A 22,820-nucleotide genomic window follows, 5' to 3' on the forward strand; every position below is an offset into this window, starting at 1 on the left:
TTCGCCCTACAATCCATTTCGCCCTACAATCCATATTGTCGGCCTGGCCGACAAGGCGGTGGCCGAAAGCCGCGAGCGGGTGCAGGTGGCACTGAGTGCCTCCAGCCTGTCGATGCCGTCCAAGAAGGTGACGGTCAATCTGGCGCCCGCCGACCTGCCGAAGGAGGGCAGCCATTGCGACCTGCCGATCGCGCTTGGCCTGATGGCGGCGCTGGGCGCCATTCCGGGCGACATGCTGGCCGGCTATGTCGGAATCGACAGAATAAAAAGATTCAAATGATAATACAAATTCATACAACCTGTCGCTTTAGCATTCTCTAAATTATATGTTGCAGCGAGCATTAGATCATGATAAGATTAAAGGATAAATGGAGCTGCCTGATTATTCTCTAACGGCAATCTCTTATTTTGATCTGGTTAGCGAATTTCGTTAGCTCGCGTCGACAGGATTGGATGAGATTAAAATGGAAATAGCTCTTGAGATCAGCGGCGGCTTTGCTGCGATCCCCAAACTTAGCATGCCTATGACTATAGAAACGGACAAGATTGACGTTCATCTTGCTGATGAGCTGAAATCTTTGCTGGAACAGACAAGTTTCTTCGATCAACCAGAGTCTGTCGGTACAACAAAGCCAGGGTCGGCCGACCTTATGACCTATATTGTGACGGTTCGAGATGGAGGCCGGGTCCATACGATCCGTATCACCGACCCGATCACCGATCCTTCTCTGCAGCTCCTGATTGATCGGATTCAGGCCATTGGCCGTTTGAAGCGCCCTTGATCCGGGTGGAGTGCTGACCCTTTGCCCTCTTCAAGTGTTTATTTCAACTTAGCAGGAGGACACCATGAGACATCTACATGCCCACGGCGGTGGTGGGTGCACTTGCTTCATCATTCCACCCCACATGCTGGAGAAAATCGCGGAAAACGGCACCGCCGACCAGCGCGAGAAGGCGCGTCAGGCGTTGTCCATCGACCGTACGTTTCGGGCGCAACGCGTGGCCCAGCCGCTGCAGGCGCCCGATAGGATTCAGGGCGCGGGCGCGCTGCACAAGAACCGGCGCACCTATACTGCAAATCACGGCACTGGCTTGCCCGGCACCTTGGTCCGCTCCGAGGGTCAGGGCGCCAGTGGCGACGTCGCCGTCGATGAGGCCTACGATGGGCTTGGGGCGACCTTCGATCTGTATGCGCAGGTCTATGGACGCAATTCGATTGACGACAACGGCATGGACCTGATTGCAACGGTCCACTACGGCAACAAGTACAACAACGCCTTCTGGAACGGCGCCCAGATGGTCTTCGGCGACGGGGACGGGACGATCTTCAATCGTTTCACCATAGCTATCGACGTCGAGGGCCACGAATTGACCCATGGCGTGACCGGTGCGACGGCAGCCCTCGAATACCACGACCAGCCAGGGGCGCTTAACGAGTCGGTCTCGGACTGCTTCGGTTCGCTGGTCAAGCAACGCTCGCTCGGCCAGACGGCGGCCCAGGCTGACTGGCTGATCGGTGCGGGCCTGCTTGCCGCGGGCATTCACGGCGTGGCCTTGCGCTCGATGAAGGCGCCCGGAACCGCCTACGATGACCCGCTGCTCGGCAAGGATCCGCAGCCCGATCACATGAGCAAATACGTCAACACGGCCTCGGACAATGGCGGAGTGCACATCAACTCAGGCATCCCCAACAAGGCCTTCTACCTCACCGCGGTGGCGATCGGCGGGAATTCCTGGGATGGCGCCGGCAAGATCTGGTACAAGACGCTGCTCGATAGCCGGCTGACAAAAACAGCACAGTTCCTGGATTTCGCGAATCTGACCGTCGACAACGCCAATTCCCTGTTTGGTGCTGCAGTCAGAGACAAAGTGATAAAGGCTTGGCACGATGTGGGTATAGATGTCGCGCCGGTGCTGTCTTGGCAATATAACAAGGCAGTACTCTCGACCTTCACCAGTCCGCATCAGACCAATGCCTGGGCCTATATCCAAGACAATGGCTGGCGCAAGGTTCAGACCCTGACTCCCGACGGAGTCCATAACATGTTCACCTTGCTGACTGAATCACAGTCGTCGGGCGCCAAGGTGCACGTCTACGTGGACGCAGCCCTTATCTACCAGGCTTACTCAGCCTGAGTTGAAGCGACGGGCGGGTATCCGCGCCTTTAACCCCAACTGTTTTTCTGGAGGACTATCATGGCATACGTCAGTTTCTCAAACGCCCGCGTGCTTCTTACCTTCACCAGCCCGCATTCCATGAACGCTTGGGCAAACATCGAAACCCAACCGTGGCGCAAGGTGCAGCCGATCAGCACCGATGGAGTCGGTAACATGTTCACTCTGCTGAACGCGGCGAAGGCGGGCGGGCGTACGGTGTCCGGATCATACGACGACACCAACAACATGCTTTACACACTTTACATGAACTGAACTCCTGCCGATCCGAGTCTGCTGCCTGGGTGCGGCTGCACGGTTGCACCCAGGCCTATACTCGCAACCAATTTTAAGGAGCGTTCGATGTCGATCACATCCGTTACGATCCGCCTGGATATCGGCGACGGCAATTCAAGCGGTACATCCGGCGGGGTCTCGCTGCATGGCGAGGCGCCGTCCCCAATGGATTTCGGGTCCGGTACGGCGACACTATCCCAAGGCGGCGTGCCTACGCCGTCGGCGAGCATGGCGCTGGCCTCGGGCCAAGACATGCCCCCGACCCCCATGTCGGGAATCGGTGGTTTGACAGCTTCCATCTCGGAGCCACCGGCGCCGTCGCATGACGTTGCCAATGCTGCTTCAGCAGCGTCGGGTGGCGACGACTTGCCGAAGCCGGAAGGCGACCCGGCTGGCGCACGGAAAGGTCCGGTCAAGCGCTGATCGTTACGCCAACAGCCCTTGCGCTGGCTCTCACGCATCGGCCGGAGAATCGGAACGATTTTTGGAAAGCATGATGCGCCGGTCAAGGCGATTAGTGCATTCCTGAGAATGCACGTCGCTAGCTACCGCCTATCCCGCCCGCTCGCGCGCCTTCAGCTCCAGCCGCCTGGCGTGCAGCACCGGCTCGGTGTAGCCGTTGGGCTGGACGCGGCCCTTGAAGACCAGGTCGCAAGCGGCGAGGAAGGCGATCGACTTGTCGAAATCGGCGGCCATCGGCCGATAGAGCGGATCGCTTTCGTTCTGGCGGTCGACGATCGCGGCCATGCGCTTCATCGTCGCCATCACCTGGTCCGCGCTGCACACGCCGTGATGCAGCCAGTTGGCGATGTGCTGCGAGGAGATGCGTAGCGTGGCGCGGTCTTCCATCAGGCCGACATCGTTGATGTCTGGCACTTTCGAGCAGCCGACGCCCTGGTCGATCCAGCGCACGACATAGCCAAGAATGCCTTGCGCGTTGTTGTCGAGCTCCTTCTGGATGTCGGCCTCGCTCCAGTTCGGCCGCACCGCGACCGGCACCGACAAGATGTCGTCCAGCTTGGCCTTGGGCCGGTTCTTCAGCGCTGCCTGCACGGCGTGGACATCGACCTTGTGGTAGTGCGTGGCGTGCAGTGTCGCCGCCGTCGGCGACGGCACCCAGGCGGTGTTGGCGCCGGCCTTGGGATGGGCGATCTTCTGCTCCAGCATCGCCGCCATCAAATCGGGCATCGCCCACATGCCCTTGCCGATCTGGGCGTGGCCGGCCAGCCCGCATTCGAGCCCGGTGTCGACATTCCAGGCCTCGTAGGCGGAGATCCAGGCGGCCTGCTTCATGTCGCCCTTGCGAATCATCGGGCCGGCTTCCATCGAGGTGTGGATCTCATCGCCGGTGCGGTCGAGGAAGCCGGTGTTGATGAACACCACGCGCTCGCGTGCCGCGCGGATCGCCTCCTTGAGGTTGATCGTGGTGCGCCGCTCCTCGTCCATGATGCCCATCTTGATGGTATTCCTGGCCATGCCGAGCAGCGCTTCGACGCGATCGAAGATCTCGACCGCGAAAGCGACTTCCTCCGGCCCGTGCATCTTGGGTTTCACGACATACATCGAGCCGGCGCGGGAATTGGCGCGGCGGCCATTGGACCCGACATCGTGCAGCGCGATCAGCGCCGTCATCGCAGCATCCATGATGCCTTCCGGAACCTCGTTGCCGTCGCGGTCTGTTATCGCCGGGTTGGTCATCAGGTGGCCGACGTTGCGCACCAGCATCAGCGAGCGGCCGGGCAGCGTCAGCGTGCCGCCGGCGGGCGCGGTGTAGGACCGGTCGGGATTGAGCCTGCGGGTAAAGGTGCGGCCGCCTTTGCTGATCTCCTCGGCCAGGTCGCCCTTCATCAGGCCGAGCCAGTTTCGGTAAACGACGACCTTGTCCTGCGCATCCACTGCCGCGACCGAATCCTCGCAGTCCTGAATGGTGGTCAGCGCCGATTCCAGGATGACATCGGCGATCCCGGCCGGATCGGTGCGGCCGATCTGGTTGGCGCGGTCGATTGATATCTCGATGTGCAGCCCATTTTTCACCAGCAGCACGGCGTCGGGGTTGGCGGCGTCGCCGCGATAGCCGGCGAATTGTCTGGGGTCGGCCAATGTCGTGGAGCCCGCACCGGCGCTCAGCCGCAAGGCGCCATGCGCCACCGAAAGGCCGTTGACGCCGGCCCATTTGCCCAGGGTGAGGGGGGCGGCCTCATCAAGAAGAGTCTTCGTCCAGGCCACGACCCTGGCGCCACGCGCCGGATTGAAGCTCTTGCCCTTTTCGGCACCATCCGTCTCGGGGATGGCGTCTGTGCCATAGAGCGCGTCATAGAGCGAACCCCAGCGCGCATTGGCGGCGTTGAGGGCGTAACGGGCATTCATCACCGGCACGACCAGCTGTGGCCCGGCGACCACGGCGATTTCCGGGTCGACATTGCCGGTGGTGACGCTGAAGGCCGGTCCCTCGGGAACGAGATAGCCGATCTCTTTCAGGAAAGCCTTGTAGGCCTCCATGTCGACGGGCGCGCCATGGTCGCGGTACCAGCCGTCGAGCTTCTCCTGCATGGCGTCGCGCTTTGCCAGCAGCGCCCGGTTTTTCGGGGCGAGGTCATGGACGATGGCTGAGAAGCCGCTCCAGAACGCGGCCGCCGCGATGCCGGTGCCGGGCAACGCCTCGTCGGCCACAAAATCATGCAGCTCGCGGGCAATCCGCAATCCGGCGATCTCGATGCGATCGGTCATAAGGCTTCTCCAGACGAAAGGCTTCGCGCGCCTTTGACATGTCAGGTTTGCAGGGTCAATTCGGCTTAAGGTGAAGGGAACATTTAGGCAAGGTTGGCGGGGCTGCGTCCTTCTCCCCGTTCTACGGGGAACGGGCGGCACAGTGAAATCGCATTTCGTTGGCGCTGCCCCTCATCCGCCCTTCTGGCACCTTCTCCCCGTGAACGGGGAGAAGGAAGGCGCTCACACCGCGATCCTTGGCCGTCCCGAGGCCACCGCCACCACATGCGCCTCGATGAACATGCGCTGGGCTTCGACGGTCGACACGCGGAATTCGGTGGCGACATCGATCTCGGCGCTGTCGGTGCCGGCATCCCTGGCCCGCTGTGCGACGATGGCGCGTACATCGGCCTCGGCCGCCGCGATCGCCGTGGCTTCGTCCAGGAAATCGCGCACGGTTTCACCCGAGGCAAGACGGAACAGCCCTTCCTTGGGCTGGCTGACCCGCGCCTCGGCCGACACCCGCACCTGACCGACGACGGCACCGAGCGCATTGGCGACATCGGTATCTTCCGGCACCACGCAGTCATTGCCGACCAACGGCGGCAGGCCGGCATAATGCAGCGGCGCCGAGGCGCCAAGGCCGATGACCGGGCGGTCGAGCGCGACGCTGAGGCGGGCGATGCCGGGATGCGCGTCGACGGCGCGCTGCACCAGCGCATGCGCCACCGTAGCCGCGCCGTCGAGCCCGTCCTCGGCAAAGGCGGTTTCAAGGATGTATTCGGCCGACCAGCGCGTCAGCGTCACCAGCACGCGCTCCGAGATCGCTTCGGGCGAGGCGGCGATAGGTTGGCCACGGCCGTCCCGCTTGCGCGCGAACAGCTCGGCGCCGAGCCGAGCCGCGACCGGATCCCAGTTCGACTGCTTGCCCAGCACATGAGCGGCGTCCGACGGCGTGAAGCCAGCGACATGCACCAGCCCGCGCGACACCAGCCGGTTGAGCGTCGCGTTCTGCGCGTTCGAGGCCAAAAGCTTGTCGATGGCGACCGGCACTGCCCCGATCGCCTCGTAAAGCCTGGCCTCGGCGCCGGTCAACCCGGCGGCGAGCCGGTCCGGCACACCGGTCCTCACCGCCAGGCGACCGTCCATGCGGCCGGGATTGGGTGCGCGCAGCTGCCGCTCGAGTTCCGCTGTGACGGCGGCGCCATGCGCCATGCCGGCCAGCGCCAGCGGCACCAGGCGGCGCGGTCCCAGCAGGATTTTGGGGTTTAGCGCGCCGTCCTCCAGCGCCACTTCGGAATCGCCGCCGAGCCCGTAAGTGCGCATGGCGACAGCCTCGACCATGGTGCGGAAGCCGCCAACGGTGGCGCCTTCGGGATCGAGCCGCGGGCGGCCGTTGTCGAGCACGGCGACGTCGGTGGTGGTGCCGCCGATGTCGGAGACAATGGCATTGTCGAGCCCGGTCATGTGGCGGGCGCCGACCAGGCTTGCGGCCGGGCCGGAGAGGATCGTCTCGATCGGCCGCTGGCGGGCGAAGGCGGCCGAAACCAGCGCGCCGTCGCCGCGCACCACCATCAGGGGCGCCACGATCTCGCGTGCTTCCAAAAAGCCTTCGGTCGCCGCCACCAGCCGGTCGATCATCGAGATCAGCCTGGCGTTGAGCAGCGTCGTCAGCGCCCGGCGCGGACCACCGAGCTTGGCGGACAGCTCGTGGCTGGCGGTGACCGGCAGGCCCGTCCTTTCGCGGATCAGGTCGCGGGCGGCGATCTCGTGCGCCGGGTTGCGGGTGGCGAAATAGGCGCAGACCGCAAAACCGGACACCGAGGCGCCGAGTTCCGGCAAGGCGGCCTCCAGTCCGGACAGATCGAGCCTGGCTGCATTGCCGTGCACATCGTGGCCGCCGGGGCAGAACACCACCGGGTCGGTGCCGAGTGCGGCCTTCAGCCCATCGCGGGCGAGGTCGGCCTCGGAAAAACCGATCATCACCAGCGCGACGCGGCCACCCTGGCCCTCGACCAGCGCGTTGGTGGCCAGCGTCGTCGACATCGAGACCAGTTTGATGGCAGCCGGATCGGTGCCGGCCTTCCGCAGCACCGCGTCGACGGCGCCGGAAATGCCAACGGCGAGGTCATGCCGCGTGGTCAGCGCCTTGGCCTTGGCCAGCACCTTGCCCTTGTTCGGCCCCTGCTGCGGGCCTTCCGTCTCGGACCACAGCACGGCATCGGTGTAGGTGCCGCCGGTGTCGATCCCGAGGAACAGCGGCTTTGGCTTGGTCTTGGCGGTCATTCTTTTGGCGGATCCGGGCGGGCGAGGCTTTTTGCTCCCCGCCCTTAGCCGATAAGGGCCGGCCGATAAAGCGGCGAGCGCTGGGCCAACACGCGATGACCGTGATGAGGACCTGATCTCCTGTGTTGGGAAGATCAGGTGTTCTCGGCATGGCGGAAGATCAGGCCTGGCGAGGATGCCGCTATTTCGCGGTGACGGTGCCCTTCATCGAGCTGTGGATCGCACAATGGAATGGGTGCGCGCCGGCGGCTGATATCTTGACCTTGGCGCTCTTGCCGGTGGCGAGATGGCCGGTGTCGAAGGAGCCGTCGAGCGCGGTGGCGGTGTGCGTCATCGGGTCGGCATTGGTGAAGGTGATGGTGTCGCCGACGGCGACCGAGATTTTGGACGGGTTGAATTTCATGCCCTTGATCTGGACCGCGTGGTTGGCGGCGTAGGCGGGCATGGCAAAGGCGAGCAGAGCAAGAACAAGCATGGTGCGCATGATGAATTTCCTCCTGAGCGCGAACCCTCATCCTACACTAACGCTGGCGAACGGCCTTTCATGCCACGAAACCGATCTTTTTATGCGTGTTGTCGCAAAACGGCTTGTTGGCCGAATGGCCGCAGCGGCAGAGGAAGGTGCGTTGCGTGCGATGGATCGTGTGACCGGTGCCGGTGACGATCTCGACATTGCCCTCGAGCTTGAGCGGGCCGTTGGTGGTCGGCGTCACTTTCAGCGGGCCATTCCTCGCCTCCAGCGCCGGCGTGTCCTTGAGCGGCGGTTCGCCGGTGGCGGCAAAACCTGATCTGGTGTGGCTGCCGTCGCAGAACGGCTTGTTTTCCGACGCGCCGCAGCGGCAGAGCGTGGCGCGATAAAAGGTCTCGCCGTCGAGCACGATCTCGGCATGGACGGCCAGCGGGCCGTTTTCTCGCAGCCGCACGGTGTTGACCGCCGGCGGCTGTTCCTGCGGCCCGCCATCCTTTCTGATGTAGGTGATGGCGCCGGAAGGACAGCTTTCGGCGATCGCCACCACCTTTTCGACGCTGGCCGCGTCGGGGTGGATCCACTGCCCCGGCGCGTTGGGTACGAAGACATGCGGATCGCCAAGCACGCAATTGCGCGAATGGATGCAGCGTTTGCCGGAAAATCCGACGTCGATCTTGTCGCTTTCGACAATGCCCGCCATGGCTAGGCTCCTGTTGCCTGAAGCACGTCGCGTCTGAACGGACAGACGCGGCGTGCTTTGGGTGTTTGCGCAAGCTATGGCTCCAGCGGGAAAACCGTCAAGCTGGCAAACCGGTCAGGGAACCAGATTGATTTCCTCGGTCTCGCCGCCGCTGCAGGTGTAGCAGCAATCCTCGCATTTTTCCTTGTTGCCGGGGCCGACGCCCCAGTAGGTCTGCTCGTCGCCATCGACCCAGGCGCCATAACAGATCGATTCGCCCTCGTTGCAGGAGATCGGCAACGACTTGGTCTCGCCGTCGTCGAGGTAGAAGTCCTGGCCGTTGCCCGGCCAGACATAGTCGCGGTCCTGACTGTAGAGTTCGATGCGCATGGCATTGGGATGACTGTTCTTGATGGCAAAGGTGACGTCGCCGGCATGCGCCGCCGGCGCGACCAGCACGAGAAGAGACAGCGCGGCCAGCGTGCGGCGCGCATAGGCATGGAACATGGCAACCCCCAGAAAGAAAGCGGCCCACCCGGCCGCGCGGCGAACATCGCATGTCGCTTTGAATCGCGGAAGTGGCCGGATGAATCGATCCCTGACTTAATCTGGGTCCGACGCCACCATTGCCTTCTCCCACAGGGGCAACAAGCGTCCCGCTACTCGACCAGATCGATCGTCTCGGTGGTATGTTCCACGCAGATGAAGCAACAGGTGTCGCAGGGCTGGTCATTGTCCGGCCCGACGCCGGCGGAGATGCTGTCGTCGCCGTTGACCCAGGCGCCGTAGCAGATGTGCTCGCCCTGATTGCAGGACAGCGGCACCGATTTCTGCGAGCCCGGATCGATCAGGAACACCTGGTCGTTGCCCGGCCAGACCGTTTCGCGGTCATGGCTGAACAGCTCCACCGCGACCGCTTCCTTGCGCAGGTTCTTGACGAAGAAGGCCATGTCGGCCGCGCCGGCCGAAGTGGTGAAGACAAGTGCCGCGAGCGCGGCCATGCGAAAGAGCGTCACGATCGGACCTCCCGAATCATCCCGGCAGAATCGCATGCCTGCCGCGAACTAGGAAGACGTGGGGCTCGCCGCCGTAATTTCCCGTCCCAGCCGCACCGTTTCACGCATCAGAAGGTCGAGATCCTCTCGCCGGGTGCGATGGTTGTTGATCGCCACGCGCAGGCAGTGTTCGCCATGCACCGTGGTGTCCGACAGTGCGGCAATGCCCTGTTCCTGCAGCCGCAGCATGATCTCGGTGTTGAGCGCCTTCAGCGCCTCGCCGGCGAGGCCGGGCTGATAGCGGAAGCAGACGATGTTGATGGTTGGCGGCACGACCAGTTGCAGCAGCGGCTCGGCCTCGATCAACCCGGCGAGATAGCCCGCTTGCGCGATGTTCTGGTCGATCAGGCGGCCGAACTTGTCGACGCCATGCTCCTTCAGCGCCATCCACACCTTGAGCGCGCGAAAACCGCGCGTCGTCTGCAAACCGTAGTCGTGCAGCCATTCGCCGGAGGCGAGGCCTCGCGGCGTCGATTCCAGATATTCCGGCGTCACCGCGAAGGTCTTGCGGTGCGCGACGGCATCCCTGACCAGGGCGCAGCCGGCCTCGAACGGCGCATGCAGCCATTTGTGCGGGTCGAGGGCGACCGAATCGGCCCATTCGATGCCGGCAACGCGATAGGCGTTCCGTGGCGCGATGGCGATCAGCGCGCCGATGCAGCCGTCGACATGGAACCAGAGGTCTTCCTCGTGCGCCAGCTTGGCAAGCGTCCGCAGGTCGTCGATCGCCCCGGTGTTCACCGTGCCGGCATTGCCGATGACACAGGCCGGCTTGAACCCGGCCGCGCGGTCCTCGGCAATCGCTGCCCGCAAGGCGGCGATATCGATGCGCAGGCTGGCGTCGGTCGGAATGCGGCGCAGCGCCCGGTTGCCGAGGCCGAGCGCTTCCATTGCCTTGCGATGGCAGGAATGGGTCTGGTCCGAGCCATAGAAGCGCAATGGCTTTTCGATGGCGGCAACGCCGTGCTCGCGCACGTCGATACCAGCCTTGGTGTTGCGCGCCACCGTCAGCCCGATGATGTTGGCCATCGAGCCGCCGCTGACCAGCGTGCCGCCGGCCGAAGCGGGAAGACCCAGCATCTGCTTGCACCAGTTGACAACCTGGCCGTCCATCAGCCCGGCGGCGTGGTTGCCACCGCCGAGATTGGAGCCCTGGACCGCCGCCAGGAAATCGCCAAGCGCGCCGGTGAAGTTGCTCGACCCCATATACCAGGCCCAGAAGCGCGGATGGATGTTGCCCATCGGATAGGACATCACGGTCCGGGAGACCTCGCCATAGACGGCGGCAAGGGATGCCGGCGATCGCGGCAGGGGCGTCGCGAAGAACTCCCGCACATCCGCCGGCATCTCCCGCCAGACCGGGCGGTCGCGCACCTCGCTCAGATAAGCGACGGCATCATCGATGACCCGGTGCGACAGGACCTGGACATCGGCCCAGTCGGAGGGGTCAAGCGTTTCCTCGGCCATCATGCCAAAGGCTTCCTGCACGGCGTCCATGCCCCGGTCTCCCGTCAAGCCGCCGGGAACTGGCAGCCCGGCGTCGAGCGCGACAGCGCCATCTCGTCGGCGTCCATCTCGGCCTCGATGCCGTCGAACAGCGGCGTCGACATGTAGCGCTCGCCGGTGTCGGGCAGCATGCACAGGATCACCGCGCCGGCCGGCGCTTTCTCCGCGACCTGCCGCGCCACCGCGAAGGTGGCGCCGCCGGAGATGCCGGTGAAGATGCCTTCCTGGCGCACCAGCGCCTTGGCCCATTTGATGCCTTCGGGCCCGGCAATCGGCATCACCTCGTCATAGAGGCTGGTGTCGATGGCTTCCTGCAGCACGTTGGGGATGAAATCAGGCGTCCAGCCCTGGACAGGATGCGGCTCGAAGGCCGGATGGCTGGCGGCCGGGGCGCCATCGGCATCGCGCTGCTGCGCCTTGCCGCTGCCGACAAGCTGCGCGTTGGCCGGCTCGGAGAGCACGATGCGGGTCTCCGGCCGCTCGCGGCGCAGCACGCGCGCCACGCCGACGACGGTGCCGCCGGTGCCATAGCCGGTGACGAAGCAATCGAGCCGCGAGCCGGCGAAATCATTGATGATCTCGCGCGCCGTTGTCGCCTCGTGGATGGCGGCATTGGCCGCCGTCTCGAACTGGCGGGCGAGGAACCAGCCATTGGCCTCAGCCAGTTCCACCGCCTTCTTGTACATGCCGAAGCCTTTTTCGGCGCGTGGCGTCAGCACCACCTTGGCGCCCAGCATGCGCATCAGCTTGCGGCGCTCGACGGAAAAACTGTCGGCCATGGTGACGACCAGCGGATAGCCCTTCTGCGCGCAGACCATGGCCAGCCCGATGCCGGTGTTGCCGCTGGTCGCCTCGACCACGGTCTGGCCCGGCTTGAGCGCGCCGCTGCGCTCGCCCTCCTCGATGATGTTGAGCGCCAGCCGGTCCTTCACCGACGCGCCCGGGTTGAAGAACTCGGCCTTCACATAGATCGTCGCATGGGCCGGCCCGAGATTGTTGATGCGGATCGCCGGCGTGTCGCCGACGGTGTCGAGAATGCTGTCGAACAGGCGGCCGCGGCCGGCCGTGGTCCTGATTTTCCGTTGCTGCAACATCTTTGATCTCCTCGATCGTCGTGTTTGTCATCACAGGCCGGTTACAAACCGGCGAGTTGGGCGGCGAGGTTTCGAGACCTTGCCGCGATAGGACTGACATGCCGGCACTGCGGCAGTGGCGGCATCCGGCGCGGAAATTCGCGGCCGGATGCTCCTTGTCGCGTTCTGTGATACAGGAGAGGCCGACAGGCCAGCGTGGGAGCAGGCGTGGAAATTTACGTGGAATCCACCCGATCGAGACTGGACGGCGAAGCGGCCGGCCTGTCGGTGCGCATGCTCGGCCCGCTGACGATCTCCCGCGACGGCGTTCCGGTGGTCTTGCCCGCGTCACGCAAACTGCGCGCGCTCCTTGCCTATCTGGCGCTGGCGCCGCATCCGGTCGGGCGCGGCCGTTTGTGCGACCTTCTATGGGACGTGCCCAACGACCCACGTGGCGAGTTGCGCTGGTGCCTCAGCAAACTGCGCGGCGCGCTGGACGAGCCGGGCCGGCGCCGGGTCTCCACGCAAGGCGACACGGTGGCGCTTGACCTGGGCGATTGTCTTGTCGACGCGCTCGAGGTCACCAGCGCCGCGGCGCAAGGGCTGGGCACGTTCGACGTGGAGCGCTTGCGTGTGCTGGCCGGACTGTTCACTGGGGATTTCCTCGACGGGCTGGAGCTCGAGCGCAACCCGCATTTCAACAGCTGGCTGATCGCGCAGCGCCACCGCTTCGGCTCGTGCCACGCGGCGGTGCTGGAGCAGCTTGCCGGCAGCCTGCCGGCGGGCTGCGACGAGGCGATAGGCCATCTGCAAAGGTGGGTGGAACTGGCGCCGTTCGACGAGCGCGCGCATGCGGCGCTGCTGGCAGGACTGGCCGGGCGCGGCGAGATCGGCGCGGCCGAGCAGCATCTGGCGGCGGCGGCGCGGCTGTTCCAGTCGGAGGACCTCGATTTCGGAGCAGTCAACGCGGCCTGGCGGGCGATCCGCGACAGGCCGCCGGCTGCCTCGCCTCCGATGCCGCGGGCCCTGGTGCCCGCGGGACCACGTCTGGTGGCCACGCCCCTGGATGCTGGCCCGGTGGAGCCAAACCATGCTTCGCTGGCGGTGATGCCGTTTGTCGAGGAAATCAGCGACGGCACCGGTGGCGGGCTCGCCGACGGCCTCACCCACGACATCATCACCCGGCTTGCCAAGCTCAGGGATTTCTTTGTCATCGCGCGCGGATCGGTGTTTGCGCTGGCCGAGAAGAACATCGCCCCCGAGGATGCCGGCCGCAGGCTGAATGTCGACTATGTCGCCACGGGCACGGTGCGCGGCCCGACCGGCGGCACGGTGCGTAGCCCGACCGGCCGGCTCATTGTCAGTGTCGAACTCATCGAGGTGCGCACGGCCAGGATCGTCTGGGCCGAGACGTTCGAGCGCCGGCCCGACGACATCTTCGCCGTGCTCGACGATATCTGCGACAGCATCGTCTCATCGATCTCGGCCGAGATCGAAACGGTCGAACGCAACCGCGCGATGCTGAAGGCGCCCAACTCGCTCAACGCCTGGGAAGCTTACCATCGCGGCCTCTGGCACATGTACCGCTTCACCCAGACCGAGAACGAGCAGGCGCGGCATTTCTTTGACATGGCCTTGCGGCTCGACCCGACCTTCGCCCGCGCCTATGCCGGCCTGTCCTTCACCCACTGGCAGAACGCCTTCCAGCGCTGGGGCGACCGCGACCGGGAAAGCGCGCTCGCCTTCGAGAGCGCCGGCCACAGCCTGCTGCTCGACGACCACAATCCGGCCGCGCACTGGGCGATGGGCCGGGCGCTTTGGCTGCGTGGCGAGCAGGACGGCTCGCTGCTCGAACTGGAACGGGCGGTCGACCTCAGCCCCAATTTCGCGCTTGGCCACTACGCGCTGTCCTTCGTGCACTCGCAGTCGGGCGACCCGCAAGCGGCGATCGGCTCATCCGACCATTCGCGCCATCTCAGCCCCTTCGACCCGCTGCTGTTCGGCATGCTGGGGGCGCGGGCCATGGCGCATGTCCGGCTCGGCCAGTTCGAGGAGGCGGCCGAATGGGCGCTGAAGGCGGCGGCGCGGCCAAACGCGCACGCCATCATCCTGGCGATCGCCGCGCATTGCCTGGCGCTGGCGGGCCGCCTCGACGAGGCGCGCGGCTATGCCGCCGCCATGCGCAAGACATTGCCGCACTACTCGAGCGACGATTTCATCGGCACTTTCCGCTTCGGGCCCGATGCAGCGGCGCTCTTCCGGCAAGGCGCCAGGCGCATTGGGCTGGGCTGAAGCCGGGCGCGACGTCCCGCCGGTTAACAAAGCCGGAAGGGGTTGCTTAACCGTTCGCGGCTATGTCACCCGCTGGGGGGCATGACAAAGTGAGTATGATGAGCAACAGCCCCGAGAAGCGCAGCGAATGGCGCGCCATTTTCTATATACAAGCCCGCGTTGCCCTCCTGTTCGTGCCGGTCGTTGCCAGCCTGCTGATCATAGCGGCACTTGCCGGCAACGAACGCAAATCCGTTCCCAACACGCTCGACCCGACTGTCACGGGATCGGTGCGATAAACGGCGCGGCAGCGAACCCCTGTCAGGGAGCTTCGAACCGCGCCTGCTTAAAGAATCCTGGTCACCAGCTTGTCCAGCCGGGAGTTCTCCCGGTAAGCCAGCCGCACCATGATGGCGCCCAGGACGCCAGTGATGGCCCCGCCGACAATATCGGTCAGGTAGTGCGTCCCGATGTAGATTCTCGACCAGCAGATCAGCAATGCCATGACGAGAAGCGCAGTCGTCCGGCGCGGGAGGCCTTGCATCGCAAAGGCCGCGACAATCGCAATGCTGGCTGTCGCGTGATCGGACGGGAATGACCAGTCGGCGCTGGGCGCAATCAACAGATGCGTCACACCGGCATCGTAGGGTCGTATCCGATGCACGAAGAGGAGAATGAACTGGTTGACCGCAAGAGCCAGCAGAAACGCCAGGCCGGCCGAAACCGCCGCGTGACGAACATGGTGACGGTCGGCCTTCGCCCACCATTGCAGGACCACGGCCAGCACCATGAGGGGAACGCCGATTTGTGAGACGCCGACCATTGCCTTATCAAGAAAAGGGCTGATACCGGCCGCGGCGTTTATCCAGTGCGTTAAAGCTGCATCCATTTGGTGTCGGTTTCCGCGATTGGTCGTGAGGTGAATCTTTGAAGCCCGTCGATGAACACCGCATCCATCAGATCTTTGAAGTCAGCGTCTGGCTCAAGGGCGCGCATGCCCTGATCGAATGCATCGGTGGGATACTGCTCTTTGTCATCTCCACCGACACCATCGCCTCCTGGGTCAAGGCTCTCACCCAGGAGGAATTGATCGAAGATCCGAACGATTTCATAGCGGGCCATCTGCTGCAGATGGCAAGCCATTTTTCGATCGCCAGCAAGGAGTTCTACGCCTTTTACCTGCTCAGCCATGGCCTGATAAAGCTGGCCCTTGTTGTCGGCCTCCTGAGAGGCAAGCTCTGGTCGTATCCGGCATCGCTCGCGGCATTGAGCTTGTTCATGGTCTATCAAGTCTACCGCTACTCCTACACCCATTCGTTCGGCCTGCTCGTCCTGACCGTGTTCGATGCGGTCGTCATGGTGCTGATCTGGCACGAGTGGAAGATCGTGCGACGGCACAAGCCGGCATGAAGGGTGAACCCGCCGGCCTTGTCCCTTTTCACTGGTCTGGAGCTCTGTCTTCACGCAATTCCGGGCGGAAAACCGTTTCACGCTTTTCCTGGCATTGCGTCAGGAGCCCGTGGCTTCCGGCAGCATTCGCTTAAGCACGTCGTCCCTGCGGATGAAATGATGCCAGAGGGCCGCCGCCGCGTGCACTCCGGCAAGGATGAGGATCAGATTGGCGCAGAGGCTGTGCAGCTCCTTGATGAATCGGGCCGTGTCGCGGTCGGCAGAAACCGGAGCCGGGACGGTGAAAAGGCCAAAGAAGCTCAAGGCGTCGCCCCTGTACCACGTCAGCAGGATGCCAAGAACCGGAATGGCCACGAGCAGCCCATAAAGCAGCAGATGCGCGATCCTTGCCGCCCATCGTTCAAGCCCTGACATTTCCGTCGGCAGCCCTGGCGTTCCCAGCACCAGCCGCAGGCCGACGCGGATGACGACCAGCGCGAACAGCAGCAACCCAAACGAAATATGAAGCCACCAGACGAGCGCGCGCCCGGGATCGCCGCGCGGAAAAAGCTCCTCCATGTAGGTTAGGCCATAAAGGCCGATAACCAGCGCAAACACCGCCCAGTGAATGGCCTTCTGCGCGCTTGTATAGGTGGGGTTCATGCGAGCCTTCCAGTTCTGAATGTTTCCAAACTAGCCGCGATCATGTCAAAGCCTTGTCGGGCGGCGATCTCTTTTTGGTCGCACTCGATGACACAGGTACGATTCCGCTGAAAAAAGCGTCCCAGGATCGGGCTCTGGTGATCGTGATTTGCCGGACACTGGAACAGGAAACCTGTCAGTTCGCTGACAGTCGGGCAGACGACAACGATGCGTCAGACAGGGAAAAGCCCGGACGAACCGGGCTTTTCGCTAGGGCGCCGTGCGCCATCTGACTGGCGCTGCTCAGCTGCTCAATAGAAGCGCGGGATCGGGCCGTTCTGTGGCGTGGTGCGGTCACCGAGGTCGAGAAAGACCTCGTCGACATAACACCATCCCCAGCCTTCCGGCGGATCATAGCCCTCGATGATCGGGTGGCGGGTGGCATGAAAATGCCTGGTGGCGTGACGGTTGGGCGAGTCGTCGCAGCAGCCGACATGGCCGCAGGTGCGGCAGAGTCGCAGATGCACCCATTCCGAACCGCTCTGCAGGCATTCCTCGCAGCCGAGTGCGCTCGGCGTCACATCCTTGATCCCGGCTGCATGTCTGCATTCATCCGCCATCACACTCTCCCGACCCGTTCAGGCTCAACTATTCCCTTTGCGCAATTCCCTGGGAAAGCGGGCGCCACATCGCCGGCGGTGACGATGTGCTCACCGGCGGCATGGGCACCGGCCTCGCCGAACCGGCGCATGCGATCGATGTCGGCCTCAGCCAGCGTGGGGAAGGCCTGATCGCGGCGGGCGCCGAAGATGGCGGTGGCGGATTGAGACATGGCTGCGAGCGTAGCGAAGCCGTCACGCGGTTTGAAGTGGTTTGTTGGGTGCCCTGGTCGGTAGGGGAGGTTTGCCAGCGGCCGTTCCCTCCTTCCTCCCTCTGCCGCAAATCCAGCGCAGAACGCTGCGCACTCTCGCTCGGCGTAGACGATCAAAGCGTCGAGCCGCAATATCGGAGAGATCTTCTCGGCTGCCTCATCGCAGACAGATAGCGGCATCAGAAAATATTCACGCGCGGTGGAACATGGCTGTGCCTATTGGGCGCTTCTTGCCGCAGGCTATGAATCTATCTGACGCCGAGGCATTTTCTATACAATCTATGCGTCAACTTTGCCATATTTCTTGAATTGCGCCAATATAGAACCCACAGCGTCAAATTCTGGCTGGAATTTATTCAAAAGACTTTTCATTTGATCTTCAATTTTTTCAACATTCTGAACGTCTTCGACATTCGCTGAATTATTCCTAAAAAACTTAGAGTATTTTTTTGCTTTGTCAGCGGCACCGTTTTGAAAGCGAATGTTGGATAATTTCTTTTCTTGAGCAATGGATTGGATACTTTCGATGAGTGCCTTGCGAAATTCGTGATCCGTAAGAGGCCCCACTTCAACGTGCAATTTTAGCCCGCCCCCATTTCTTTGAGGGTTGTTCCACATATCGAGCCAAACAATAAGTGGATAGCCGGCCCACCAGTCTTCGCAACCAGGCCATTCCATCGCGTCTTCACCCAATGCCTTGTACCAATTTAGCGGCAGAAAGCTCACATTTGAGTTCGACAGGGCGTTGAAGATGTAGTCTCTTCCGTCAATGGAAATCTGATCCAGGTAGTCGGTATTCTCGCCAAAGAGATTTCGAGCCGCCAAAGCAAAATCTGAACCCGCGCCGTGTGTTTGGACAAATTCAAGAACTTTCCTATGCTCACGGTAAAGTTGCCGAGCCAGTTTTTGCATTTCCAATAGCTCTTTGCTCATGCCAGTCGCGACCTCTAGGATTTCTATATAGTGATTCAGAAAAGTTCGTACTTCCGTAGAAATCTGATAGGCTTCTTGTTTTAGGAAACGCTGCAGGAATGTGCATACCGTTGTGTAGCGAATCGTTACATAGGAACTGTCTTCCGGTATCTCATCCGACAAAGTCAGGAAGACGCCTCGTATCTGCAGTTTCGCTTGCGAATTATTGTGAGAGACACCAATCAATTCATCTATTCGATCACGATACTTCTTTAGCTGCCCGCCATGTTGGACGCTGTGAAACTTGTTCTCCACAACGAACGCCCAGCAGTTGTGAGGTGATACAACAAGGATATCGATGTTATTCCACTCTCGGCGAATATCGGCATCGCGCAAATCGGCTTGTGCGACTTCCAATGCTGAGGGATGGCGACCACTATTCCCGCGCAACGCCTCAGCAAGAAACGACTTCAGGAAATGGTCCCCGAACCCATGTGTTTCTTGGGGATCCATCAGCCAGGCGAGAACGGCCGAATGGCGGATTTCCATCCCTTCCATCCGCATGACCCTGATCGGATTGAAGCGGTTGATATAGGCTTGGATCTGCTGCAGCCGTTCGTTGTTAACGAAGAGGCCTTCTAGTTCGTCCTGCATTAGCGCGTCTCGCGACATGATCAGCGGAAAGTCAACGGCATCAAATTTCTCGCGGCGATATCATTGACAGCTTGTTCTGTTTCAACAGAGTTCATGCCTGGGTGACGACTGGCACTCTATGACCGAGCGCGGCGGGTGGTGCCGTCTACCAATACCTTTGGCAAGGTACAATACAAGCTGCCTCGCCAAGAGACCGGCGAAGCAGATCGTTGACTTCCAGGTGGCTTGATCCCGTTGGTAGTCGGGAAAAAATGGTGCCCAGAAGAGGACTCGAACCTCCACTCCTTGCGGAACACGGACCTGAACCGTGCGCGTCTACCAATTCCGCCATCTGGGCTGGTGCGGGCTCATGTAAGCGGGCAAGCGATGTGTGTCAACGCGCTTTTTTCAAAGCCGTTTGCGGTTCGCCGGCTCAGCCCTCCAGCACTTCCTTGGAAGCCACGGTCGAATCGGCGTTGAGCTGGTAGATGATCGGCACGCCGGTGCCGAGTTCCAGCTTGACGATCTCCTCGCCCGACTTGCCGTCGAGCGCCATGATCAGCGCGCGCAGCGAGTTGCCGTGCGCGGCGACCAGGACCGTGCCGCCGCGCAGCACGTGCGGCTGCAGGTCGTGCAGATAGTAGGGCCAGACGCGCGCGCCGGTGTCCTTCAGGCTTTCGCCGCCGGGCGGCGACACATCATAGGAGCGGCGCCAGACATGCACCTGCTCCTCGCCCCACTTCTTGCGGGCATCGTCCTTGTTGAGGCCGGAAAGGTCGCCATAGTCGCGCTCGTTGAGCGCCTGGTCGCGGATGGTCTTCAGATCACTCTGGCCGACCGCGTCGAGAATGTGCTGGCAGGTCTTTTGCGCCCGGGTGAGCGCCGAGGTGAAGGCGATGTCGAATTTCAGGCCGCGCGCCTTGAGCTTCTGCCCGGCGGCCTTGGCCTCGGCGTGGCCCTGCTCGGTCAGGCCGACGTCGCGCCAGCCGGTGAACAGGTTCTTCAGGTTCCATTCGCTCTGGCCGTGGCGCACGAGCACGAGGGTTCTCGACATGTTTGCTCCCTAGAAGAGCAATTCCAGGAAAAGTGTGAAGCGGTTTTCCGTCCGGAATTGCGTTAAACAAAGAGGTGTGGATGGTCCGCGTCAGCTCAGGCCGAGCACGTCCCGCATCGAATACAGTCCTGGCTTGCGGCCCCGCGCCCACAGCGCCGCCTTGACGGCGCCGCGAGCGAAGATGGCGCGGTCCTCGGCGTGGTGGGACAGCGTGATGCGCTCGCCGGTGCCGGCCACAATCACGCTGTGATCGCCGACCACCGAGCCGCCGCGCAAGCTGGCGAAGCCGATCGAGCCCACTTTCCGCACGCCGGTATGGCCGTCACGGACACGCACGTCATTGCCGGCAAGCGCGATGCCGCGTCCGGCGGCGGCGGCTTCGCCCAAAAGCAGCGCCGTGCCCGACGGCGCGTCGACCTTGTGCTTGTGGTGCATCTCGAGGATCTCGATGTCGAAATCGTCGGCGTCGAGGGCGCGCGCCGCCTGTTCGACCAGCACCGCCAACAGATTGACGCCGAGGCTCATATTGCCCGACTTGACGATCGTCGCGTGGCGCGCCGCCGCCTCGATCCTCGCATTGTCCTCGGCCGAGCACCCGGTCGTGCCGATGACATGGACGATGCGCGCCTGCGCCGCGTAGCCGGCGAACTCGACGGTCGAGGCCGGCGTGGTGAAATCGAGCACGCCGTCGGCCCTGGCGAAGACCGGCAGCGGATCGGCGCTGATCGGCACGCCGATGCGGCCGGTGCCGGCCAGTTCGCCGGCATCCTTGCCCAGATGGGGCGAATCCGCACGCTCGACCGCGCCGATGACCCGCGCGCCGGGAATGGTGTGGATGGCGCGGATCAGCGTCTGGCCCATGCGGCCGGCGGCGCCGACTACCACGAGGCCCATGTCGGTTGCTGGTATGTCGGTTGCGGGCGTGTCGCTCATGTCGTGCTCCCGGCGATGCTCTGCGTCTCGATGTCTTGCGATGGGATTGGCGCCGAAGTCTGGATCGGCGCGGCGTCGTCGACAAGCCCCAGGCCCTTGATGCCCTGCACCCTGTGGAAGCGCGCATAGACGCTGTGCGGATCGGCCATCAGCGAGGCATGGGTGCCTTCCTCGACCAGCCGGCCCTGTTCCATGACGACGATGTGGTCGGCATTGACCACCGTCGACAAGCGGTGCGCGATGACGATGGTGGTGCGCCCTTCCATGACCGTTGTGAGCGCCTGCTGGACGCGCGCCTCGGCCTCGTTGTCGAGCGCCGATGTCGCCTCGTCGAGCAGCAGGATCGGCGCCTGGCGCACGATGGCGCGGGCGATCGACACGCGCTGGCGCTGGCCGCCCGACAGCGTCACGCCGTTCTCGCCGACCGGCGTGTCGTAGCCCTGCGGCTGCTGGCGGATGAAATCGTCGGCCGCGGCCTGGCGCGCGGCCTGTTCGATTTCGGCGTCGGTGGCGCTCAGCCGGCCATAGCGGATGTTGTCGCGGATGCTGCCTTCGAACAGATAGGGTTGCTGCGAGACATAGGCGATCGAGTTGCGCAACGACTGCTTGGTGACCTTTGAAATGTCCTGGCCGTCGATCTCGATCGTACCCGCCTCGACGTCGTGGAAGCGCTGCAGCAGCGCCACCAGCGTCGTCTTGCCGGCGCCCGAGGCGCCGACGATGGCGGTCACCTTGCCAGCGGCGGCGACAAAAGTCAGATCCTGCAGTACCGGCGCCTCCTCGACATAGCGGAAGGACACGTTGTTGAAACGCACTTCACCTGAGGTGAATTTCGCCTCGGCGGCTCCCGCCACGTCACCTTGCTGCGGCTCCAGGTCGAGAAGCTCGTAGATCATGCGCGCATTGACCAGCGCGCGCTCCATGCCGACCTGCATGCGCGCCAGCCGGCGGGCCGGATCATAGGCGAGCGTCAGCGCCGTGATGAAGGAAAAGACCGCGCCCGGCGGCTGGCCAAGAACGGTGGCCCGGTAGCCTGAATAGGCGATGACACTGGCGAAGGCGACACCGGCCAGCATCTCGGAAATCGGCGTCAGCCGCTCCGAGACGCGGGCGATCTTGTTCGACCGCTGTTCGGCATCGTTGGCAAGCTTGCCGATGCGGCGCGCCAGTTCGTCCTCCATGGTGAAGGCCTTGACGATGGCGATGCCTTGCGTGGCCTCCTGCATGGCGCCGATCAGCCGCGAGTTGATCTGCACCGATTCGCGGGTGATGCGCCGCACCCGGCGCATCAGGTAGGTGACGGTGTAGATCAGCGGCGGCCCGATCAGCAGCGAACTGAGCGAGAGTATCGGGTCCTGATAGATCATGACGCCGACCAGACCGACCAGCGAGACGGCGTCGCGCGCGGTCGACGTCACCGTCATCGACAAAAGGTCGCGAATGCCGTTGACGTTCTCGTTGATCTGCGCCGCCAGCCGCCCGGAACGGGTGTCGTTGAAGAAGCTGACGCCGAGCTTCATCAGATGGTTGAAGATGCGCTGCTGGTAGCGCGCCACCAGATTGTTGCCGATCCTGGCCATCGTCACCGCCTGGCCGTAGCCGGCAAGCCCGCGCAAGATGAAAGCGCCCAGGAGTGCGGCGCAGATCCATGGGATCAGATCGCCGCGCCGTTCATAGAAGATCTGATTGACGACCGGACTCATGATCCAGGCGGAGAGCGCCGTCGTCGCGGACACGGTCAGCAGGCAGAGGATCGTGAAAATATACGCCCCTCGATAGTCGCGGCCGTTCTCCTCGAGGATGCGGCGGATGACCGCCACGATCTCGCCCGCACGGGGTTTCGACAGGTTGGGGGGTGGAAGTGTCAAATCGGAGCGCTTCGTAGGTTTC

At 63.2% G+C, this 22,820-nt stretch carries 23 protein-coding genes, 1 tRNA gene and 1 pseudogene; 8 read left to right on the forward strand and 17 right to left on the reverse strand.

Features of this window, described 5'->3' with window-relative positions; translation table 11 throughout:
* Positions 1 to 28: 28 nt before the first annotated feature.
* The 5 genes and pseudogenes from OOJ09_RS06665 to OOJ09_RS06685 all read left to right on the forward strand — a co-directional run.
* Positions 29 to 250: pseudogene (locus OOJ09_RS06665) on the forward strand (magnesium chelatase domain-containing protein); the annotation flags it as partial.
* A 214-nt stretch (positions 251 to 464) separates the two neighbouring features.
* Positions 465 to 782 carry a protealysin inhibitor emfourin gene (locus tag OOJ09_RS06670; protein WP_269904427.1) on the forward strand — a complete coding sequence of 106 codons (318 nt, stop codon included), beginning with the start codon at positions 465 to 467 and terminating at the stop codon, positions 780 to 782.
* Between the two features lie 64 nt (positions 783 to 846).
* Complete coding sequence (locus OOJ09_RS06675; protein WP_269904428.1) at positions 847 to 2,136, forward strand: M4 family metallopeptidase; 1,290 nt, start codon at positions 847 to 849, stop codon at positions 2,134 to 2,136.
* Positions 2,137 to 2,196: 60 nt separating this feature from the next.
* On the forward strand, positions 2,197 to 2,430 hold the full coding sequence (locus OOJ09_RS06680; RefSeq protein WP_269904429.1) for a hypothetical protein: 234 nt from the start codon (positions 2,197 to 2,199) through the stop codon (positions 2,428 to 2,430).
* 87 nt (positions 2,431 to 2,517) lie between these two features.
* The gene (locus OOJ09_RS06685; RefSeq protein ID WP_269904430.1) at positions 2,518 to 2,874 is read left to right on the forward strand and encodes a hypothetical protein; all 357 of its coding nucleotides are present in this window, start codon (positions 2,518 to 2,520) and stop codon (positions 2,872 to 2,874) included.
* Positions 2,875 to 3,003: 129 nt separating this feature from the next.
* On the opposite strand, the gene OOJ09_RS06690 is transcribed toward OOJ09_RS06685, so the two are convergent.
* The 8 genes from OOJ09_RS06690 to OOJ09_RS06725 all read right to left on the reverse strand — a co-directional run bounded on the left by OOJ09_RS06690 (position 3,004) and on the right by OOJ09_RS06725 (position 12,246).
* On the reverse strand, positions 3,004 to 5,178 hold the full coding sequence (locus OOJ09_RS06690) for a malate synthase G (RefSeq protein ID WP_269904431.1): 2,175 nt from the start codon (positions 5,176 to 5,178) through the stop codon (positions 3,004 to 3,006).
* 222 nt (positions 5,179 to 5,400) lie between these two features.
* The gene (locus OOJ09_RS06695; RefSeq protein ID WP_269904432.1) at positions 5,401 to 7,443 is read right to left on the reverse strand and encodes a hydantoinase/oxoprolinase family protein; all 2,043 of its coding nucleotides are present in this window, start codon (positions 7,441 to 7,443) and stop codon (positions 5,401 to 5,403) included.
* A gap of 181 nt (positions 7,444 to 7,624) precedes the next feature.
* Positions 7,625 to 7,927, reverse strand: a complete 303-nt coding sequence (locus OOJ09_RS06700; protein ID WP_027052789.1) for a cupredoxin domain-containing protein — start codon at positions 7,925 to 7,927, stop codon at positions 7,625 to 7,627.
* A gap of 58 nt (positions 7,928 to 7,985) precedes the next feature.
* The gene (locus OOJ09_RS06705; RefSeq protein ID WP_269904433.1) at positions 7,986 to 8,612 is read right to left on the reverse strand and encodes a CDGSH iron-sulfur domain-containing protein; all 627 of its coding nucleotides are present in this window, start codon (positions 8,610 to 8,612) and stop codon (positions 7,986 to 7,988) included.
* Between the two features lie 114 nt (positions 8,613 to 8,726).
* On the reverse strand, positions 8,727 to 9,098 hold the full coding sequence (locus OOJ09_RS06710; RefSeq protein ID WP_269904434.1) for a hypothetical protein: 372 nt from the start codon (positions 9,096 to 9,098) through the stop codon (positions 8,727 to 8,729).
* Between the two features lie 152 nt (positions 9,099 to 9,250).
* Positions 9,251 to 9,607, reverse strand: coding sequence for a hypothetical protein (locus OOJ09_RS06715; protein WP_269904435.1), 357 nt, complete (start codon positions 9,605 to 9,607; stop codon positions 9,251 to 9,253).
* Positions 9,608 to 9,655: 48 nt separating this feature from the next.
* Positions 9,656 to 11,143 carry a pyridoxal phosphate-dependent decarboxylase family protein gene (locus tag OOJ09_RS06720; protein ID WP_269904436.1) on the reverse strand — a complete coding sequence of 496 codons (1,488 nt, stop codon included), beginning with the start codon at positions 11,141 to 11,143 and terminating at the stop codon, positions 9,656 to 9,658.
* A 14-nt stretch (positions 11,144 to 11,157) separates the two neighbouring features.
* Positions 11,158 to 12,246, reverse strand: a complete 1,089-nt coding sequence (locus OOJ09_RS06725) for a PLP-dependent cysteine synthase family protein (protein ID WP_269904437.1) — start codon at positions 12,244 to 12,246, stop codon at positions 11,158 to 11,160.
* 273 nt (positions 12,247 to 12,519) lie between these two features.
* On the opposite strand from OOJ09_RS06725, the gene OOJ09_RS06730 reads away from it, so the two are divergent.
* On the forward strand, positions 12,520 to 14,517 hold the full coding sequence (locus OOJ09_RS06730; RefSeq protein ID WP_269904867.1) for a BTAD domain-containing putative transcriptional regulator: 1,998 nt from the start codon (positions 12,520 to 12,522) through the stop codon (positions 14,515 to 14,517).
* A gap of 98 nt (positions 14,518 to 14,615) precedes the next feature.
* On the forward strand, positions 14,616 to 14,795 hold the full coding sequence (locus OOJ09_RS06735) for a hypothetical protein (RefSeq protein WP_269904438.1): 180 nt from the start codon (positions 14,616 to 14,618) through the stop codon (positions 14,793 to 14,795).
* Positions 14,796 to 14,842: 47 nt separating this feature from the next.
* On the opposite strand, the gene OOJ09_RS06740 is transcribed toward OOJ09_RS06735, so the two are convergent.
* Entirely contained in the window at positions 14,843 to 15,385 is a 543-nt protein-coding gene (locus OOJ09_RS06740) for a phosphatase PAP2 family protein (RefSeq protein ID WP_269904439.1), read from the reverse strand.
* Between the two features lie 38 nt (positions 15,386 to 15,423).
* Here OOJ09_RS06740 and OOJ09_RS06745 point away from each other — a divergent pair, with 38 nt between their 5' ends.
* A complete protein-coding gene (locus OOJ09_RS06745; RefSeq protein ID WP_269904440.1) occupies positions 15,424 to 15,906 on the forward strand; it encodes a DUF2127 domain-containing protein in 483 nt (160 codons plus the stop codon).
* Between the two features lie 99 nt (positions 15,907 to 16,005).
* Here the strand turns inward: OOJ09_RS06745 and OOJ09_RS06750 are convergent, their stop codons facing one another.
* From OOJ09_RS06750 to OOJ09_RS06785, 8 genes are all read right to left on the reverse strand, one after another.
* Positions 16,006 to 16,548 carry a cytochrome b gene (locus tag OOJ09_RS06750; protein WP_269904441.1) on the reverse strand — a complete coding sequence of 181 codons (543 nt, stop codon included), beginning with the start codon at positions 16,546 to 16,548 and terminating at the stop codon, positions 16,006 to 16,008.
* 290 nt (positions 16,549 to 16,838) lie between these two features.
* Complete coding sequence (locus tag OOJ09_RS06755) at positions 16,839 to 17,147, reverse strand: UBP-type zinc finger domain-containing protein (protein WP_269904442.1); 309 nt, start codon at positions 17,145 to 17,147, stop codon at positions 16,839 to 16,841.
* Complete coding sequence (locus OOJ09_RS06760; protein WP_269904880.1) at positions 17,147 to 17,578, reverse strand: hypothetical protein; 432 nt, start codon at positions 17,576 to 17,578, stop codon at positions 17,147 to 17,149. Before OOJ09_RS06760 ends, OOJ09_RS06755 begins: the two co-directional genes overlap by 1 nt.
* Before the next feature lie 99 nt (positions 17,579 to 17,677).
* Entirely contained in the window at positions 17,678 to 18,964 is a 1,287-nt protein-coding gene (locus tag OOJ09_RS06765; RefSeq protein WP_269904443.1) for a PD-(D/E)XK nuclease family protein, read from the reverse strand.
* Between the two features lie 252 nt (positions 18,965 to 19,216).
* Positions 19,217 to 19,301: transfer RNA gene (locus OOJ09_RS06770), tRNA-Leu, on the reverse strand.
* Positions 19,302 to 19,376: 75 nt separating this feature from the next.
* Positions 19,377 to 19,997 carry a 2,3-bisphosphoglycerate-dependent phosphoglycerate mutase gene (locus tag OOJ09_RS06775; protein ID WP_269904444.1) on the reverse strand — a complete coding sequence of 207 codons (621 nt, stop codon included), beginning with the start codon at positions 19,995 to 19,997 and terminating at the stop codon, positions 19,377 to 19,379.
* Between the two features lie 90 nt (positions 19,998 to 20,087).
* The gene (gene dapB, locus OOJ09_RS06780) at positions 20,088 to 20,930 is read right to left on the reverse strand and encodes a 4-hydroxy-tetrahydrodipicolinate reductase (RefSeq protein ID WP_269904445.1); all 843 of its coding nucleotides are present in this window, start codon (positions 20,928 to 20,930) and stop codon (positions 20,088 to 20,090) included.
* Entirely contained in the window at positions 20,927 to 22,798 is a 1,872-nt protein-coding gene (locus OOJ09_RS06785) for an ABC transporter ATP-binding protein (RefSeq protein WP_269904446.1), read from the reverse strand. Before OOJ09_RS06785 ends, dapB begins: the two co-directional genes overlap by 4 nt.
* Positions 22,799 to 22,820: the final 22 nt, after the last annotated feature.

The sequence above is a fragment of the Mesorhizobium qingshengii genome, from assembly GCF_027563465.1.
GTDB classification, from domain to species: domain Bacteria; phylum Pseudomonadota; class Alphaproteobacteria; order Rhizobiales; family Rhizobiaceae; genus Mesorhizobium; species Mesorhizobium qingshengii_A.

Excerpts from the sequence above, each read along its gene's own strand:
- OOJ09_RS06670 (WP_269904427.1), top strand. The coding sequence starts at position 465 with ATGGAAATAGCTCTTGAGATCAGCGGCGGCTTTGCTGCGATCCCCAAA.
- OOJ09_RS06675 (WP_269904428.1), top strand. The coding sequence starts at position 847 with ATGAGACATCTACATGCCCACGGCGGTGGTGGGTGCACTTGCTTCATC.
- OOJ09_RS06680 (WP_269904429.1), top strand. The coding sequence starts at position 2,197 with ATGGCATACGTCAGTTTCTCAAACGCCCGCGTGCTTCTTACCTTCACC.
- OOJ09_RS06685 (WP_269904430.1), top strand. The coding sequence starts at position 2,518 with ATGTCGATCACATCCGTTACGATCCGCCTGGATATCGGCGACGGCAAT.
- OOJ09_RS06690 (WP_269904431.1), bottom strand. The coding sequence starts at position 5,178 with ATGACCGATCGCATCGAGATCGCCGGATTGCGGATTGCCCGCGAGCTG.
- OOJ09_RS06695 (WP_269904432.1), bottom strand. The coding sequence starts at position 7,443 with ATGACCGCCAAGACCAAGCCAAAGCCGCTGTTCCTCGGGATCGACACC.
- OOJ09_RS06700 (WP_027052789.1), bottom strand. The coding sequence starts at position 7,927 with ATGCGCACCATGCTTGTTCTTGCTCTGCTCGCCTTTGCCATGCCCGCC.
- OOJ09_RS06705 (WP_269904433.1), bottom strand. The coding sequence starts at position 8,612 with ATGGCGGGCATTGTCGAAAGCGACAAGATCGACGTCGGATTTTCCGGC.
- OOJ09_RS06710 (WP_269904434.1), bottom strand. The coding sequence starts at position 9,098 with ATGTTCCATGCCTATGCGCGCCGCACGCTGGCCGCGCTGTCTCTTCTC.
- OOJ09_RS06720 (WP_269904436.1), bottom strand. The coding sequence starts at position 11,143 with ATGGACGCCGTGCAGGAAGCCTTTGGCATGATGGCCGAGGAAACGCTT.
- OOJ09_RS06725 (WP_269904437.1), bottom strand. The coding sequence starts at position 12,246 with ATGTTGCAGCAACGGAAAATCAGGACCACGGCCGGCCGCGGCCGCCTG.
- OOJ09_RS06730 (WP_269904867.1), top strand. The coding sequence starts at position 12,520 with ATGCTCGGCCCGCTGACGATCTCCCGCGACGGCGTTCCGGTGGTCTTG.
- OOJ09_RS06735 (WP_269904438.1), top strand. The coding sequence starts at position 14,616 with ATGAGCAACAGCCCCGAGAAGCGCAGCGAATGGCGCGCCATTTTCTAT.
- OOJ09_RS06740 (WP_269904439.1), bottom strand. The coding sequence starts at position 15,385 with ATGGATGCAGCTTTAACGCACTGGATAAACGCCGCGGCCGGTATCAGC.
- OOJ09_RS06750 (WP_269904441.1), bottom strand. The coding sequence starts at position 16,548 with ATGAACCCCACCTATACAAGCGCGCAGAAGGCCATTCACTGGGCGGTG.
- OOJ09_RS06755 (WP_269904442.1), bottom strand. The coding sequence starts at position 17,147 with ATGGCGGATGAATGCAGACATGCAGCCGGGATCAAGGATGTGACGCCG.
- OOJ09_RS06760 (WP_269904880.1), bottom strand. The coding sequence starts at position 17,578 with ATGCCGCTATCTGTCTGCGATGAGGCAGCCGAGAAGATCTCTCCGATA.
- OOJ09_RS06765 (WP_269904443.1), bottom strand. The coding sequence starts at position 18,964 with ATGCAGGACGAACTAGAAGGCCTCTTCGTTAACAACGAACGGCTGCAG.
- OOJ09_RS06775 (WP_269904444.1), bottom strand. The coding sequence starts at position 19,997 with ATGTCGAGAACCCTCGTGCTCGTGCGCCACGGCCAGAGCGAATGGAAC.
- dapB (WP_269904445.1), bottom strand. The coding sequence starts at position 20,930 with ATGAGCGACACGCCCGCAACCGACATACCAGCAACCGACATGGGCCTC.